The organism is Finegoldia sp. P1-F-LS, from assembly GCF_052932205.1.
On record NZ_JBRFJH010000001.1, the window covers coordinates 282157 to 300634 of the forward strand.

Sequence of the window (18478 nt, forward strand, 5' to 3'; positions counted from 1 at the left end):
TACTTTTATTATATACCCGTTTTTTGTTTTTTTAAATCAATATATTATACTTCAATATGAAGTGTATAATTTGATATATTCGTACAGTGGTCAGATATTCTTTCTAAGTTTGATAAAATATCTAGGAAATTTACACCAACTGTTGGATCACATTCATTATTATTAATTCTTTTAATATGATTATGTCTATATTTTTTCTCTAAAAAGTCCACATTATTTTCTATATTTGCAACTTTAGAAGCAAGCGATTGATCGTTGTTTTTGAATGCCATAGTTGAATCAATTATAGCATTTTCAACCTTAGTATATAAATCTTTATACTCATCTATAGCTATCTTGCTAAATTCTTTGTCTTCATCAAAAATAAGTGTGACGATACCACATATATTTTCAACATGGTCTCCTATCCTTTCAAGGTCATTGAGCATATCTTGCATTATGAATATTTGTGTATGTTCTTCATCAGAAATAGATTTATTAGATAATTTAACTAGATATTCCACAATATGTTTTTCTAAATTATTAATTCTTTTTTCTTCTTCTAGTATTTTTGTTTTTAGCTTTTTGTTTCCAGTCATGAAGTACTCATCTACATTCTTGAAGTTTTGATAAACGATATCGCTCATTCTGTTTACTTCAAGCCTTGCTTGTTCAACCGCAATAGAAGGAGTTTCTAAAATTCTGTCATCTAAATATTGTAAATCTTTAGCGTGCTCTTCACCAGGAACAATTTTCATTGCCGCTTTTACTAAAAAGTTCGAGACTGGAAGTTGAAGCGCTACGTTTACTACATTGAAAAGTGTATGATAATTTGCTATTTGTCTAGATACATTGAGTGGAGTTAGCATGTAAACAATATTTTGCATTATCTTATTCAAAAATAGCAACACGATAACTGTACCTATTACATTAAATAATAAGTGAATAATCGCCGCTCTTTTTGCGTTCTTCCCTGCGCCTATTGAAGACAATAGTGCCGTTGTTGTTGTACCAATATTTCCACCTAGCAATAAAGGCGCTGCTTGGTTGATTGATAGTAGTCCTTGTCTACCTAATGCTTGTATTAAACCGATAGATGCTGAAGATGATTGAACAGCTGTTGTTAAGAAAAATCCAACAAAAACACCTATAATTGGTGAATTAAGTTTAAGCAGTGCATTTTTAAACCACAATTCTTTTGATAGCGGATTTAACCCATCGCCCATTGTATTCATTCCGATGAAAATCAATCCTAAACCAACGAAAACCTCACCTAAGTTTTTTTTCCTGTCATCTTTCGCACTCATATATAAAAGTACTCCAAACGCCACAATTAATGGTGCGTATTTTGCAATATCAAACGCAATGATTTGAGCAGTAATAGTTGTACCGACATTAGCACCGATAATTACACCTACAGCTTGATTTAAGGGCATAATACCAGCGTTTACAAAACCTACCACCATTACTGTTGCTGCGGATGATGATTGTATAACCATAGTAACAATAATACCTAAAAGTACCCCTATATATTTGTTTCTAGTTAATGATCCTACTATCATTTTTAATTTATTACCTGACGATTTTTGAAGGCCCTCTCCCATTATTGTCATGCCGAACAAGAATAATGCTAAACCACCTAAAACCGGAGTTATAATTTCCATAAAACCTCCTATTTCAATCCCGGAAAATTAATTTGTCTCAATGCTTCAAACAATACTATATTGCAAGAATTTGCTAAATTCAAAGATCTGTCTATTTCCATATTCATAGGTATTTTTATGGAATGCTCTTTATGTTTACTTACCAAATCTTTGTCTATTCCTGAAGATTCTTTTCCAAACACCAAATAATCTCCATCTTTATACTCCACTTCATGATAATAATGGGTTGCAAAAGTTTCAACATAAAAAACTCTATCATTTCCCTTTATGTATTCCAAAAATTCATCAATATCATCATGAATAACTAAATCAACTTTATCCCAATAATCCATTCCAGACCTTTTTAATAATTTATCATCCAATCTAAAACTAAAAGGTCTAACTAAATGTAACCTCGTATTGGTAAGAACACAAGTTCTTCCAATATTTCCAGTATTTGATGGCTTTTCTGGCTCTAATAGAACAATATTTAACATATCCACCTCTTAACAATCTCATAACTATTCTCTAACAATCCCATAAAAAATATACCATAAAAGAAATAGTATTTCAATTTTAATAATGAATAAAATTTTAAAATAAAAGACCATCTACACAAAAAAGTAGACGGTCTTTTAATTATAAATATTTTTTTATTCTTTCAACTATTTTTTCAGTTGTAAAACCAAAATGTTCCATTATTTTATTTCCTGGAGCACTCATACCGAATTCGTCGATTCCGATATTCAAACCATTTAGTCCAGTATATTTTTGCCATCCATAAGTTGATAAGCACTCAATACTTACTCGTTTTTCTATATTTTTAGGAATAACAGAATCTTTGTATTTTTGATCTTGTTTATCAAAAATTTCTTGACACATCATAGAAACAACTTGCGTTTTAATACCTTCTTTTTCAAGAATTTCGCTGGCATCTAAAGCAAGTTTTACCTCGGAACCTGTAGCAATTATAACTAAGTCTGGAGCTTCTTGTTTTTTAAGAACGTATCCTCCTTTTAAAGCACCTTCATTAGTTTCTTTTAAATTAACTAATGTTTGTCTTGATAATACCAAAGCTGATGGAGTTTCTTTGTTTTCTAATGCTATTTTATATGCCATTGCTGTTTCGAATCCGTCTGCAGGTCTAAGTGTATTTAAATTTGGAATAGTTCTTAACATTGCTAATTGTTCTATAGGTTCATGAGTTGGGCCATCTTCTCCAACACCAATCGAATCGTGTGTTAATATATATATAACTTGTCTCTTCATTAAAGCCGACAATCTCATAGCTGGTTTTAAATAATCTGAGAAAATCATGAATGTAGCACAATATGGAATCAATCCGCCATACAAACTTATACCATTGCTTATAGCGGCCATCGCATGTTCCCTAACACCGAATTGTATATTTCGTCCAGATCTAATTGTTTGTGTAAAGACATCCAATCCATCCATAAATGTTTTATTGGATGGTGCTAGGTCAGCTGAACCACCAACAATATTTAATTGCTTATCTTTTAGTCTATTTAATAATACATGTGAGTATGATCTTGTAGCATCATCTTTTTCAAAACTAGTAAACTCTTCTGATGTTAAATATTCTTCATCAATTTCTTTTGATAAAAATTTCATTAATTTATCGTAAAGATCTCTATGAGTTTGTTTATAGTCTTCAAACATATTTTCCCATTCAGAATAATATTTTTCTTTTTCAATAACAGATTGTTCAAAAAGATCTTTAACTTCTTGTGGAATATAGAACTCTTCAGTAAAGTCTAATCCTAATTTTTCTTTCAAACTCGGAATGTTTTCTTTACCAATTGGAGCTCCGTGTGCCTTTGCAGATCCTTCAACAACACTTCCATAACCAATTTTTGTTTTAATTTCAATAAACGATGGTTTATCAGTTGTTTTTGCATGTTTGATAGTTTCTCTTATTTTTTCTATATTATTACCATCTTCTACAAAGTAAGTATCCCAGCCTAATGCTTCATATCTAGCTCTGACATTTTCCGAAAAAATATTTTTAGTATCACCTTCAATTGTTATATTGTTAGAATCATATAAACAAATCAATTTTGATAACTTTAATGATCCAGCTATAGAACTAGCTTCATTTGTTATGCCTTCTTGAAGACAACCATCACCAACAATTGTATAAGTATAGTTATCAAAAATTTTATGATTTTCAGTATTAAATTGGCTTGCTAAATATTCTTGAGCTATAGCCATACCAACAGCCATGCTCAATCCTTGTCCTAAAGGGCCAGTTGTAGCATCAATTCCTTTTGTGTGCAAATATTCAGGATGTCCTGGTGTCAAGCTGTTATATTGTCTAAACTCTTTTAAATCATCTATTGTTATTCCAAATCCAAATAAATGTAAAAGCGAATATAACATAGCAGAACCATGACCAGCCGATAAAATAAACCTATCTCTATTTATCCAATCACTGTGTTTTGGCGAAAAATGCATTATATCATTAAATAATGTAAATGTCATCGGGCTTGCACCTAAAGGAAGTCCAGGGTGTCCTGAATTTGCTTTTTGAATCATTTCTACAGATAATAATCTAATAGTATTAATAGCTAATTGTTTTTTGTCCATATCATTCTCCTCTTTAAAATTCCAATGTTATTATATCATATAATTCATACTACTTTAATGAATATTTACTTCCAATGTCAACGACAATTCCCAATAATTCCATTTTTGTTAAACTCATCAATACATCAGAGATATTTTCATTTAATTTTAAAGAAATCTCATCTGGCGAATTTGCATCAATTTTTAATAAATTAAATATTTTACTTTCTAGTTCATTTAAATCAAAACTTAATTGAGGCTTTTCTATAAATTTATTTTGAAATTCCGGTATTTGACTTATTATATCCAAAACATCTGTTAATAAGTATGCACCATCTTTGATTAATTGATTAGTACCTGTCGAATAAACTGAGTTAATGTTTCCTGGCACAGCAAATATATCTCTTCCTTGTGATAAAGCATAAGATGATGTAATTAATGTACCGCTTTTTTCTTTTGCTTCTATAACAACAGTAGCTAGTGACAATCCAGATATTATTCTATTTCTAAATGGAAAATTATATGGCATTGGCGCTATTCCAAAAGGATATTCACTCATAATTACTCCATTATGTGATGAAATCATTTCTTGAAAAACTCTATAATTACTTTGAGGATAAACTTGATCTATTCCACATCCTAAAACTCCTATTGTTTTATTGCTATTTTCCAGGGCAGTTTGATGAGAAATTTTGTCAATTCCTAGTGCCAATCCACTTACTACCGGGATTTTATATTGTGAAATCTCTGAAACAAATTTCTTACAAGCATATGATCCATATTGACTACATTTTCTTGCTCCAACAAAAGAAACTGAATTATCAAAATCTTCATTTAGATCTCCTTTGTAATATAAAGTATATGGAGCATCATCAATTTCAAGTAATTTTTTCGGATATTTTGAATCACCATATGTAGTAAATTTTATACTATTTTTCCACAATTTTTCTTTGTACAGATTAATATCAAACTTTTTTATATTTTTAAAAATAAATTCGTAAATTTTAGGATCAACTTCTAAAAGTTTTTTTGCATTATCATAAACAATATCATCAAGTGTATTATAATTTTCAAGAATCGGACCTATCCAATTATAATTTGTATTCAAACTACTTAAAAATAGTAATAAATCTGAATCCATATCATACCCCTTTTCTTTACTTATAGAATACCATTATTAAATATATTTTTACAATAAAAAAAGCCGATTATTATAAAATAATCGACTAGTTTATTAATATATAATAACCGGCATCCCATTTTCAGCAGTATTAAAAATTGTGCGAACTGGTTTTATAGGAGTATTAATACAACCATGGCTTCCGGCACCATTAAATACTTGTCCACCATATGCTGCTCTTGCTTTTGTATCATGTATTCCTACACCAGTATAATCAATTTGCATCCAATAATCGACGTGAACTTTATATTTTGTTCCATCCGGATTATTCCCTCTTAAAAATCTATCTGTTTCTTTAGACCAAATTTCAAATAGTCCAGTCGGAGTATCGTGATTAATCGATGGATCACCTGTAACGACAGGTGTATCTAAAACTAACTTTCCATCCCTATAATACCACAAGTGTTGAGCTCCTAGGCTTATTTCTATATAGCTCTTTCCGAGAATTCCATTATTACGACTTCTTCTACTATAAACCAAATCGCTATCTATTGTTTTTCCATTTTTTAAAGCATCAGTAATCAAAGCAACAGTTTGCTTTTTGTTTATTTCATTTCCAAAAACTTTTGCTTTGACTTTGATAGACTTACCATTATGAGTAGTAAAATCAAAATCTTTTCCAATTACTTCAAATTTTTCTTTTAATTCATCAACAAAAATTCTAACTTTTTTATCCTCAAATTTATAATTTTCGTCTAGAAAAATCGAATTATCTTCAATTTTTTGAGATTCTCCGTTTGGTAATTTTAAAGTTATTGAAGCTTTTGCTATATTTTCAAGTTCTTTTTGACTAGGTTCTAAAGATTTTTTTGTAACCTTAGGATTAATGTACTCTGAAGATAAAGTAATCTCATCTTTATGCTCATTAAAACCCTTTATTACTGATTCACATACTTTGTCTAAATCAAGTTTGTTACCTAATTCTTCAGGCTTTATCGTAGCCTTTTTGTTTTCAAAAATCAATTGAGCATTTTTTGGTTCTTTAATATTTTTGAATAGTTCGCTTTTTTTAATAGTATCTTTTAATTTTTCAGAATCAACAGTCTTCTTAACTTTCACATTTGTTTCTATGCCTTTTATGAGCTCTATTGGCCATAAAAATCCGTGTTGTACATAAGTTTGATTTTCTAGTGCAACTTGTTTTAGTCCAGATTGCGAATTATTTAATGTGACTGTTTTATTGTCGCGTCCAATTATAGTTGTTGTTTGCTCATCAAAAATATTTTTTATCTCAGATATTTTTCTTACTCCTAAATTCTCACCATTTATTTTGGCATTAGGATAAGTCATGATGCTAAAAAATATCGAAACAATTATATAAATTCCTAAAAGAATTGATATAACCCAAATCCAAGGATGAGATTGTTTTGTTTCTTTTAGTTTATAAATGCTATTAGATTTTGAAGAATTATTGCTAGACTTATCTGCAAGCTTTTCATCATCTTTTTTTAATATATTTTTCAAATTATCACCTGCTATTAAATATTTCTGTCAATAGAATGATATCACAAATCTATCAACATAGTAAACATTTATTGAAAATTAAAGTTCTTTTAATCTAAATTTTATCTAATTTTGAATAATTTTAAATTAAATAACAAACAATTGCTTTAAAATTGTAAAAAATGATGTATAATTAAATTGATAATACAATTAAAGGGGTGAATTATGGAAAATATTAATCTGGTAGTTTTATCTGATTCTACCGGGGATACAGGTGATCAAATTGCAAGAGCTGCATTAGCTCAGTTTGATGTTACTTGTGAAAATGCTAAATTTCACTTATTTGGACATATTCGATCCATTGAGCATCTTAATTCCACATTAAAGAAATGCTTAGAAATGGATAATATTATCATTTATTATAGTTTGGTTGAAGAAAGTTTAATTGATAGTTTAAAAAAATTCTGCGATATGCATAATCTTATATCAGTTGATATTTTGACTCCATCAATCGTTGCCATCCAAAGGTTAACAAAACGATCTCCAGCTACAAACCCCGGAGCTTTACGCAAACTTGACGAGCATTATTTCAGAAGAATTGATGCAATTGAATTTGCTGTTAGATACGATGATGGCAAAGATCCTAGAGGAGTTTCAAGAGCCGATATTACTATTATAGGTGTTTCTAGGACTTCCAAAACTCCGTTGTCAATGTATTTAGCAAACAAGCATTATAAAGTTTGCAATATTCCACTTGTTCCAGAGTCTCCAGTTCCCAAAGAACTTTTTGAAATTGAGCCAAAAAGAGTAATTGGACTAACTAACTCACCTGATAAATTAAATAAGATCAGGAAAGAAAGATTAAAATCTATGGGACTGCCAACTGAAAGTACATACTCCGATTTGGGTAGAATACTTGATGAGCTAGACTATGCTGAAAAGATAATGAAGAAAATCGGATGTCCTATTATAAATGTTTCTGATAGAGCAATAGAAGAAACAGCAGAAGTTATTATCAGACATCTAAAAAAAATGAATGATTAAAAAGGAGTTTTTAAATGACAGAAAAATATGTTTACAGTTTTAGAGAAGGTAACAAAGATATGAGAAGCCTTCTTGGTGGAAAAGGTGCTAACTTAGCCGAAATGACTAACATGGATATTCCTGTTCCTACAGGATTTACTATTACTACCGAAGCTTGTAACAAATTTTACCAAGAAGATGAAAAATTATGGGATGGATTATTTGAAGAAATTAAATCTCATATTAAAGAAACAGAAAAAGAATTGAATAAGAAATTTTCTGATGAAGAAAATCCTCTACTATTTTCAGTTCGTTCAGGTGCTGTAATATCAATGCCTGGTATGATGGACACAATTTTAAATCTAGGTTTAAATGATAAATCAGTTATAGGTTTAGCAAAGTCTACAAATAATGAAAGATTTGCTTATGATTCATATAGAAGATTTATTCAAATGTTTTCAGACGTAGCAAGAGAAATTCCTAAAGTATTGTTCGAAAATGAATTAGATAAAATTAAACAAGAAAAAAACGTTACAGACGATACAGATCTTGATAGTGAAGATTTAAAAAAGATTGTAGAAAAATTTAAACAAATCTACAAGGAAGAAATGAATGAAGATTTCCCACAAGACCCTATCGATCAATTAAAATATGCAATCGAAGCGGTTTTTAGATCTTGGAATAACCCAAGAGCAAAAATTTACAGACAATTAAATGGCATTGATGATCATTTAGGAACTGCTGTAAATATCCAATCAATGGTATTTGGTAACATGGGTAATACATCTGGAACTGGTGTTGCTTTCTCAAGAAACCCTGCAACCGGTGAAAACAAATTATTCGGTGAATTTTTAATGAATGCACAAGGCGAAGATGTTGTTGCTGGTATAAGAACTCCTCAACCAATTAGTCAATTACAAGACGTAATGCCAGAAGTATATGAACAATTCCATTCAATCACAAAAAGATTAGAAGAGCATTACAGAGATATGCAAGACTTAGAATTCACAATTGAAAATTCTAAATTATATTTACTTCAAACTAGAAACGGAAAAAGAACTGCTATCAGCGCACTAAATGTCGCAGTAGATCAAGTAAATGAAGGATTGATAACTAAAGAAGAAGCTATTTTAAGAATTGAACCAAATAGTTTAAATCAACTCCTACACCCTACTTTTGATCAAAAAGAATTAGAAAATGCTGAAGTTATTACAAAAGGTTTAGCTGCTTCACCTGGAGCCGCTAGTGGTCACGTTTATTTTAGTGCTGAAGATTGTAAAACAGCTGCTTCTAAGGGAATTAAATCAATATTAGTTCGTCAAGAAACATCTCCTGAAGATATCGAAGGTATGATTAAAGCCGAAGGTATATTAACTGCAAGAGGAGGTATGACATCTCACGCTGCAGTAGTTGCACGAGGAATGGGTGCATGTTGTGTAGCAGGCGCTAGTGAAATAAGGGTAGACGAAGAGAACAAAGTAATCAGAGGTAAAAACATAGAAATCAAAGAAGGAGATTTGATTTCATTAGATGGTAGCACTGGATATGTTTATAAAGGAGAAATTTCTAAAGTAAATCCTAAACTTTCTGGTAACTTTGCCCAATTTATGCAATGGGTTGATGAAATTAAAAGATTAGGTGTAAAAACTAATGCAGACACTCCAAAAGATGCACATCAAGCAAAAGAATTTGGTGCTGAAGGCATTGGACTAACAAGAACTGAGCACATGTTCTTCAATGAAGAAAGAATTCCAATTGTTAGACAAATGATTCTATCAAACACTACTGAAAGAAGACAAAAAGCTCTAGATAAATTAAGACCTTTCCAAGAAGATGACTTTTATAATATTTACAAGGAAATGGGAGATTTATCAGTTACTATAAGACTTTTAGATCCACCTCTTCATGAATTTTTGCCAAAAGAAAAGCACGATATTGAAGAATTAGCAAAAGAAATGGATTTAACATATGATGAAGTAAATGATATTATTTTAGAGCTTCATGAAGTAAACCCAATGCTTGGCCACAGAGGATGTAGATTAGCCGTAACGTATCCTGAAATATACAGAATGCAAGCAAGAGCAATCATAAGTGCTGCTCTAAAAGTAAAAGAAGAAACTTCACATGATATAGTTCCTCAAATCATGATTCCACTTGTAGGAGAAAAGAAAGAATTAAAATATGTTAAAGACCAAATAATTGAAGAAATCAATCAAGTATTTGAAGAAACTAATCAAAAATTAGATTACGAAATCGGTACTATGATTGAAATTCCAAGAGCATGCTTAATGGCTGATGAGATTGCTGAAGAAGCTGACTTCTTCAGTTTTGGTACAAATGACTTAACTCAAATGTCATTTGGATTCTCTAGGGATGATGCAGGTAAGTTCTTATCAGAATATAAAGAAAAGAAGATTTATTCAAGAAGTCCATTTGAAAGATTGGATCAAGAAGGTGTTGGTCAGTTAATAAAAATGGCAATTGAAAAAGGTAAGTCTTCAAATCCTAATTTACACGTAGGTATTTGTGGTGAACACGGTGGAGATCCTGAAAGCGTGGAATTCTGTCACAGAATTGGATTAGACTATGTATCTTGTTCCCCATACAGAGTACCAATCGCTAGATTAGCAGCAGCTCAAGCAGCAGCAAGAGAAAAATTAAAATAATTATTTGAACTTGATAGAGTAAATTCGTTTACTCTATCTTTTTTTGCTTTTAAAAGAAATTATTATTAAGTAGTTTTATGGTATAATGAATAAAGTTAAGGAAGTGATAAAATGGCTTACAAAATGGTTACACTAAGTGCTGAAGAACATGATAATTTTGTTAAAAACCATAAATACGGAGAATTAAATCAAATATATAAATGGCAATATGTAAAAAAAGGATGGATTGGAAAGAATATAGGAGTTAAAAAAGACGACAAACTTATTGGAGCTTGTTTGATTTTATTAAAAAAGCTTCCTATTCTTCCCTATTATTTTGCTTATGCACCTAAAGGGCCAGTAGTTGATTATGAAAATAAAGAGGATTTAAAAGCTACTATCCAAATTTTAAAAGATTTTTGCAAGAAAAATAAAGTTTTCTCTTTAAAGTTTGACCCTCAAGTATCTGTAGAAATTGATGGATTAATTAGTTACTTAAAAAATCTGGGATGTTACCATCACGGATTAAAAAAAGGATTAGAATATAATCAACCTAGATATTATATGATAACTGATATAAACAAATCAGAGAAAGATGTGATGAATTCTTTTCAATCTAGAACAAAAAGTGTTGTAAAAAAATCTTTAAAAAACGGCCTTGAATGTCAACGATGTGATAAGAGTGAGTTACCAAAGTTTTCAAAATTGATGGAAATAACAGCAAAAAGAGACGAATTCAATCATCGAAGTCATGAATATTTTGAGAATTTATATGATGTTTTAGGACCAGATGATGATTGTGAATTATATCTAACTAAACTTATACCATCTCTTGTAAAGAAATCCAATGAAGAAGAATTAAATCAAATAGATAATCAAGAGTTGAAAACTAAAAACAAATTAGAAAAAGATATAACAGAAGATAAAAAGAATAACTTCTTAAAAGAATTAGATGTTTTAGACAATAGAAGAAAAAGATGTAAAGATTTGATTGAGCAAATGAATAAATACATTGAAAATGGTGTTGATGAAATTGTATTATCCGGTGCCTTGCTGACTTTCTGTGGCAAGAAATCATATTACCTTTATGGTGCTTCTTCTAATGATTTCAGAGACTTAAGTCCAAACTACTTAATGCAATGGACTATGATGAAAAGGGCTATAGAAAAAGGATGCACGACTTATGACTTTGGTGGCGTATCTGGTTATACGCCTGAAGATAATGTAGAAGATCATGAAGCAGGATTATATGAATTTAAAAAAAGATTTGGAACAGAAATGCTTGCTACAATTGGTGAGTTTGACATAGTTTTTAATAAACTCATTAATAAATTATTTGAATTTGCATTGAAACACAGATAATAAAAAACCTAGAATTGATGATGAAATCAATCCTAGGTTTTTTTAATCTAATAAATATTTTAATTTATTTTTATAAACTCTTGTGTAGAATATGATAAACAAACTTATACCTTTACATATAACAAGCGAAGATATTATTACCCAGATCCACTCTATTCTCAAATTACTATACATAACCAATAATGACAATGGAATTCTTATGAAATTAAATATAATTCCATTAATTGAAGGATATTTAGTTAATGAAATACCATTTAAGAATCCTGTCGTAGCGATTTCTACACACATTAGAATTTCAGAAATCGAAAGAATTCTTAAATAAACTACTCCGATATTCAAAGTATTTGGATCATCAGGTATAAACAATTTAAATAATTGTGGTGCAAATGTAAATAAAATTATGGTTGTACATATTCCGATACCAATACATATTTTCATTCCCTTTTTATATCCATCCATTACTCTAGAGTATTTTTTAGCTCCATTATTTTGAGCAATAAAAGTAGATAAAGCAACGCTAAATCCACCAACTGTTAACCATGTGATAGATTCTATCTGATTACCTATTTTTTGAGCGGCTATAGCCTCTTTTCCCCAATGAGCTATTATGGCAGCCATAATTATTGAAAAGGTCGCGAAAAGGCATTCTTGAAGTGCAATAGGAAATCCTAAATCAAAAAGTCTTTTTACATAATTTAAGTGCATTTTTTCTTTCAAATATTTAAAATATTCAAATCTAGCAATCATGAACATAATGCATGCTGACATTTGAGCTATAAAAGTTGCCAGTGCCGCTCCTTTGATGCCCATTGGTTTAACAAATCCAAATCCGAATATCAATATAGGATCCAATACGATATTAATTCCTAATGCAATTGTATTTATAATAAAAGGAATTTTACTTTCTCCTTGACCGTTTAAAATCCCAGTCAATACCGGATTTACAAAGTTAAAAAATATTGATGCTACAAAAAAACCATAATATTCAAATGCAAGCTTTGTTACAGATTCATCTAAATTAAAAAAATGTATTATTTGTACTTTAAATAAGATCATCAATGAAATAAAAATAATTCCAACAATCAATGCAAATTTTATAGCATTTGATATATATTTCTGAACAGATTCCATATCCTTTTTACCAATGCAATCTGCAACTGATATTTGTACTCCTACACTTAGCATCATACATATAGCATAACTTAACCACCCAAAAAAGCCTACTGTTCCAGCTGCAGCAACTGATTCAATTGATAATCTGCCCAACCAAAATAAGTCCATCAAATTATAACTCATTTGAATAAAGGAAGTTGCCATTATCGGTAGTGCTAAACTGATTAATTCCTTATAAATATTTCCTTCAGTAAGATTTCTCGTTTTCAATCAACACCATCCTATAAATTGTCTCTAAGTTCTATTAACTCTTCTTTGGAAAAGTTATATTTTTTATTACAAAAATCGCACACTAACTCAGCCTTGCCATCTTCTTCAATCAGTTCAGTTAATGTTTGTTTGCCTAATGAAATTAAAGATCTCTCCACTCTGTCTCTATTACAATCACATAAATATTGGACTTCTTTTTTACCTAATAATTTCAAATCAAAATCCGAAAAATATTGATTTAAAATATCAAATGGATCATCATGTGCTACAAAAAGAGATGAAATTGGTGGAAATTTATTTATATCTGATTCTAATTTATCTATTAATGATTCGTCAAATCCTGGCAATGCTTGGATAAATAATCCCCCAGCACTTTTAATTGATAAATCAGTATCTACTAATACACCTAAAGCTACTACAGTAGGTCTTTGATCAGATTGATAAAAATAATTACTAAAATCTTCCGCTATTTCGCCACTTACTAAACTAGTTTGACCAATATATGGTTCTTTTAGTTTAAAATCTTTTATAACTGTTAGCAATCCTTCATTTCCTACAAAACTACCAACGTCTAATTTTTTATTAGATTTAGTTGGCAAATCAACTTCAGGATGACTAACATAACTTTTTACCTCTCCTCTACCATTAACCGTAGATATTAACATTCCACCTTGTCCATTTCCTTGTAAATTCAAAGTAATATTATGTGATTCGTTTTTTAACTCATGGCTCATTATTGCTGTCATCGTACTCAATCTTCCTAAGGCTGCTGAAGCTGTTGCTGATGTATTGTGAATATTTCTTACTGATTGAACTAAATCTGTAGAATCTACAATAATAAATCTAAATGATTCAGTAGAATCGGTAGCAATATATAATTTATTTATCATATAACCTCCAAATAAAAAACCCCTTAAAAGGGGTGTTTTTAAAATTTTATTATAATTTCTTTACATTACAAGCTTGAAGACCTTTAGGTCCTTCAGAAATTTCAAATTCAACTTCTTGATTTTCTTCTAATTTTCTGTATTCCCCATTATCTTCTATTGCAGTATAATGAACAAAAACGTCTCCTTGATCTTCTGTTGAGATAAATCCGAAACCTTTTGTTGCATTAAACCATTTTACTTTTCCTTTTGTCATGTTTCCTCCATAAAATTTGTTTACTTTTGTTTACTATACTAATATAACATACAAAATAAAAATATACAATGCATTAATCATCGTTACATAAAGCACATACAAATAATGCTCGTTGCGTAATTTCATTAACAGATTTTCCTGTATCAAAGTCTATTAATTTTACATCTGTAAATCCACAATTATAAAGCATAAACCTTAGAGTGTCCAGGCTATAAACTTTTTCTGTTTGTGTTTCCTGAATTCTCTCGTATGAATCATATTTATTTTTCACAAAGAAATCAATATAAAAATCTATTAGGTTATCCTCTTCGTAATATTGATTTACCCAAGTATAGAAAATATCCTCATACTCGTATACAAAGTGATTGTTTCCCATAATATCTATTAACTTATAAGGGGTGTTTACGTCAAACATAAACACTCCTTTACAAATCTTATTAATTTTGAAAAACAAATTCTGTAATTTATCTGGGTCAAGTATATAATTTATTGTATCTAATGTTGAAAATATAAAATCATAATCTTGTTCTAATTCCAATTCACATAAATCTTCATTGATTAAATTAATTCTAGGAAATTTATCAGCACAAATTTCAAGCATTTCTTTGCTAAGATCAACTCCAGTATAATCAACAGAAGAATCGTAAAAGAATTGTGTCATATTTCCACTTCCGATTCCTAATTCTAGGATGGATTCGGGTTTTATATTTAGCTTATTCAATTCTTGTTTAATAACTTCAGAATACTTTTGGTAGTCAATATCAAAAGTTAATTTATCGTAAATATATGCAAATTCGTTATACATCTTGGTTCCAAATAAAAATATAAGGTATATTCCTATATGATGATTTATAATTTAAACCATAACCAACTATGAAGACATCATCAATTTCAAATCCTACATAATCAGCGTTATATTCAACTTGTCGCCTACTTGGTTTATCTAGTAATACGCAAGTTTTTATGCTTTTTGGATTTTTTTGTTTAATGTATTCCACAGTATTTACAATTGTATTTCCAGAATCAATAATATCGTCTACTATAAGCACATCATAATTTTCTAAGTTTTCTCTAACATCAGTAAGAATTTTTACTTTCCCTGTTGATTCTTCACCATCTTCATAAGATGAAGTAGTCATAAAATCAATGCAAATAGGCATATCAATTTGTCTAACCAAATCAGACATGAACATAAAACTTCCTCTAAGAAGAGATATTACACATAGATTTTTATCTTTATAATCCTTTGTGATTTGAGCACCTAATTCTTTAACTTTTTCTTTAATTTGTTGTTCATTTAATAATATTTCTTCTTTCATTATTCACCTCTGAATTTGAATTAATTAATATCTCATTTATGTTTTTCTCAATATTTTTTAATGATACTAAAATTTTATTTAAAGTATACTGTAAACTAGCCAATACCATAATCAAAACAAAACCAAATATGATTTCGAGTTTCATTACATTTTTTCCTTAATAGAGCAAATAGAATTATTAATATCGTCGATTAAATGTGAATATTTTTCAACTTTTTCTTTTTCTTTTTCTACAAGATTTTCAGGAGCACCTTTTAAGAATCCTTCATTTTTAAGCTTAGATTCTGCTCTCTTTAATTCTGATTTAGCAGAGTTCAATTCTTTTTCTAGTCTTTCCAATTCTTTAGAATAATCAATCAAATCATTCAATGGAATAATAATTTTATATGAATCTTTAACAATAACTATGTTATTTTCCTCAGAAATATCTTCATTAACCTTATATTCATTAATGGAAACACTTGATCTAAATAATGATTCTAATTGTTTAAAATCATCTTCTAAGCTCTTATCTGAAGTTAATATATACACATCAGATTGTTTTTTAGGCGCTATATTCATTTCTTGTCTGGAATTTCTAATGCTAATAACGGATTCTACCAATTTATCTATTATTTCTTCTTCTTTCTTAAATGAATTGCTTTCAGAATATTTTGGCCATGTTTCATTTATCAACATATCATTTTTATTAGGAAGATAACTATATATTTCTTCAGTAATATATGGCATAAATGGATGTAATAATTTTATTACATTAGTCAATGTATATATCAAAACTGATATTGCAGATTCTTTTAACTTAGCATTATCTCCATAAAGTCTTGGTTTAACTAATTCGATATACCAATCGCAAAATACATTCCATGTAAAATCATATATTTTTTCAGCTGCGATACCAATTTCGTATTTGTTTAAATTTGTAGATACTTCATCAATTACATTATTTAAACTAGAAATAATCCATTTATCTTCGATTTGCAATTCAACTTCATCTATATTTTTTACATTTTCTTCAACATTCATAAAAACAAAACGAGAAGCATTCCATAATTTATTACAGAAATTTCTATTTGCCTCAACTTTTTCCATGTAGAATCTTGAATCATTTCCTGGAGTATTTCCAGTTATTAAAGCAAATCTTAAAGCATCCGCACCGTATTGATCAATAACCTCTATTGGATCAATTCCATTTCCCAAAGATTTTGACATTTTTCTACCTTGAGAGTCTTTAACTAACCCTGTCAAATAAACATCTTTAAAAGGAACTTCCCCTAAATTATAAAGTGACGAAAATACCATTCTGATTACCCAGAAGAAAATAATATCGTATCCGGTTACTAATACATTTGTTGGGAAGAAATATTTTAAATCTTCTGTTTCATGTGGCCATCCTAAAGTTGAGAAAGGCCATAATGCAGATGAGAACCAAGTATCTAAAGTATCCGGATCTTGAGTGTATTTTTGTTGATCAGGATTTTCTCTTGCAACGACTACTTCTCCAGTTTCATTATGATAATAAACTGGAAGTCTATGTCCCCACCATAATTGACGAGATATACACCAATCTCGTATATTTTCTAGCCAATTTACATAAACTTTTTCGAACCTTTTTGGTATAAATCTAATTTCTTCTTTCTTATATGCATCTAAGGCTAATTTTGCGAGTTTATCCATTTTAACAAACCATTGTTTACTAATTAATGGTTCAACCGTAGTATGACATCTCTCACAATGGCCAACAGCATGTTCATGATCTTTTACTGAATCTAATTGTCCGATTTTTTCCAAATCTTCTATAATTAATTTTCGAGCTTCATATCTGTCTAAACCAGAATATTTACCATATCCTTCAACAATTTTTGCATCTTCGTCAATTACAATACATTGTCCCAAATTGTGTCTTGCACCAACTTCAAAGTCATTAGGATCGTGGGAAGGAGTTATCTTAACAATTCCAGTACCAAATTCCATATCAACATAGCTATCAGCAATAACTTTAATTTCTCTATTAACTAATGGTAATATCAAAGTTTTTCCGACAATATCAGTGTATCTTTCATCATCTGGATTAACTGCAACTGCTAAATCGCCCAATAGTGTTTCCGGTCTAGTTGTTGCTATTACAATATAATCTTCAGAATCTTTGAATTTATATCTTATATTCCAAAAATGTCCCGATTCATCTTCGTGTATAACTTCAATGTCACTTATAGCAGTATGACAATTTGGACACCAATTTACAATTCTGTCCCCTTGATATATCAAATCATCATTGTACATTTTAATGAATACTTCTTCTACTGCTTCAGTTAAATTATCGTCAAGAGTAAATGCCTCTCTACTCCAATCACAAGATACTCCCAATTTTTTTAATTGGTTTTTAATGTTACCACCATATTCACGTGTCCAATCCCACGATGCTTCCAAAAATCCATCTCTACCTAGAGATTCTTTCGATTTTCCTTCTTCTTTTAATTTATTCACAACTTTAGCTTCAGTTGCTATACTAGCATGGTCTGTTCCCGGAACCCAAAGTGCACTGTATCCATCCATTCTATTTTTTCTTATTAAAATATCTTGGATTGTATTATTCAATGCATGACCAAGGTGTAAGTTTCCTGTTACATTTGGTGGAGGCATTACTATCGTAAATGGTTTCTTGTCTTTATCAATAATGCCTTTGAAGTAACCTTCATTTTCCCAGATTTTATATATTTTATCTTCAAATTCTTTTGGATTGTAATTCTTTTCTAAATTTTTCATAATTCTCCT

At 29.7% G+C, this 18478-nt stretch carries 14 protein-coding genes; 3 read left to right on the plus strand and 11 right to left on the minus strand.

Annotated elements, in window-relative coordinates; translation table 11 throughout:
* Nucleotides 1-44 precede the first annotated feature (44 nt).
* The 5 genes from ACU68Y_RS01635 to ACU68Y_RS01655 all read right to left on the minus strand — a co-directional run bounded on the left by ACU68Y_RS01635 (nt 45) and on the right by ACU68Y_RS01655 (nt 6852).
* Nucleotides 45-1643 (minus strand): Na/Pi cotransporter family protein, encoded by a 1599-nt coding sequence (locus tag ACU68Y_RS01635; protein WP_002838222.1) that lies wholly within the window; start codon nt 1641-1643, stop codon nt 45-47.
* Nucleotides 1644-1651: 8 nt separating this feature from the next.
* Nucleotides 1652-2119: a tRNA (cytidine(34)-2'-O)-methyltransferase gene (locus ACU68Y_RS01640; RefSeq protein ID WP_002838118.1), complete on the minus strand. Its 468-nt coding sequence runs from the start codon at nt 2117-2119 to the stop codon at nt 1652-1654.
* 142 nt (nt 2120-2261) lie between these two features.
* Nucleotides 2262-4229, minus strand: coding sequence for a transketolase (gene tkt, locus ACU68Y_RS01645; RefSeq protein ID WP_002838384.1), 1968 nt, complete (start codon nt 4227-4229; stop codon nt 2262-2264).
* Nucleotides 4230-4278: 49 nt separating this feature from the next.
* On the minus strand, nt 4279-5349 hold the full coding sequence (gene dprA, locus ACU68Y_RS01650) for a DNA-processing protein DprA (RefSeq protein ID WP_094202640.1): 1071 nt from the start codon (nt 5347-5349) through the stop codon (nt 4279-4281).
* A 93-nt stretch (nt 5350-5442) separates the two neighbouring features.
* The gene (locus ACU68Y_RS01655; RefSeq protein WP_002838189.1) at nt 5443-6852 is read right to left on the minus strand and encodes a L,D-transpeptidase family protein; all 1410 of its coding nucleotides are present in this window, start codon (nt 6850-6852) and stop codon (nt 5443-5445) included.
* Nucleotides 6853-7056: 204 nt separating this feature from the next.
* Between ACU68Y_RS01655 and ACU68Y_RS01660 the strand changes: the two genes are divergently transcribed.
* The 3 genes from ACU68Y_RS01660 (at nt 7057) to ACU68Y_RS01670 (ending at nt 11861) form a co-directional block, all read left to right on the plus strand.
* On the plus strand, nt 7057-7875 hold the full coding sequence (locus ACU68Y_RS01660) for a pyruvate, water dikinase regulatory protein (RefSeq protein WP_002838233.1): 819 nt from the start codon (nt 7057-7059) through the stop codon (nt 7873-7875).
* A gap of 14 nt (nt 7876-7889) precedes the next feature.
* Entirely contained in the window at nt 7890-10520 is a 2631-nt protein-coding gene (gene ppdK, locus ACU68Y_RS01665) for a pyruvate, phosphate dikinase (protein WP_002838361.1), read from the plus strand.
* Nucleotides 10521-10631: 111 nt separating this feature from the next.
* Entirely contained in the window at nt 10632-11861 is a 1230-nt protein-coding gene (locus ACU68Y_RS01670; RefSeq protein WP_002838087.1) for a lipid II:glycine glycyltransferase FemX, read from the plus strand.
* Nucleotides 11862-11903: 42 nt separating this feature from the next.
* On the opposite strand, the gene ACU68Y_RS01675 is transcribed toward ACU68Y_RS01670, so the two are convergent.
* From ACU68Y_RS01675 to ACU68Y_RS01700, 6 genes are all read right to left on the minus strand, one after another.
* Nucleotides 11904-13244, minus strand: coding sequence for an MATE family efflux transporter (locus tag ACU68Y_RS01675; protein WP_002838408.1), 1341 nt, complete (start codon nt 13242-13244; stop codon nt 11904-11906).
* An 11-nt stretch (nt 13245-13255) separates the two neighbouring features.
* Nucleotides 13256-14134 carry an Hsp33 family molecular chaperone HslO gene (hslO, locus tag ACU68Y_RS01680; RefSeq protein ID WP_446755265.1) on the minus strand — a complete coding sequence of 293 codons (879 nt, stop codon included), beginning with the start codon at nt 14132-14134 and terminating at the stop codon, nt 13256-13258.
* A 49-nt stretch (nt 14135-14183) separates the two neighbouring features.
* A complete protein-coding gene (locus ACU68Y_RS01685; RefSeq protein ID WP_002838099.1) occupies nt 14184-14387 on the minus strand; it encodes a cold-shock protein in 204 nt (67 codons plus the stop codon).
* 73 nt (nt 14388-14460) lie between these two features.
* Nucleotides 14461-15192 carry a class I SAM-dependent DNA methyltransferase gene (locus ACU68Y_RS01690; RefSeq protein ID WP_446755266.1) on the minus strand — a complete coding sequence of 244 codons (732 nt, stop codon included), beginning with the start codon at nt 15190-15192 and terminating at the stop codon, nt 14461-14463.
* Nucleotides 15185-15706 (minus strand): hypoxanthine phosphoribosyltransferase, encoded by a 522-nt coding sequence (hpt, locus tag ACU68Y_RS01695; protein WP_002838339.1) that lies wholly within the window; start codon nt 15704-15706, stop codon nt 15185-15187. Before hpt ends, ACU68Y_RS01690 begins: the two co-directional genes overlap by 8 nt.
* Before the next feature lie 144 nt (nt 15707-15850).
* Nucleotides 15851-18469, minus strand: a complete 2619-nt coding sequence (locus tag ACU68Y_RS01700; RefSeq protein WP_002838315.1) for a valine--tRNA ligase — start codon at nt 18467-18469, stop codon at nt 15851-15853.
* Nucleotides 18470-18478 lie beyond the last annotated feature (9 nt).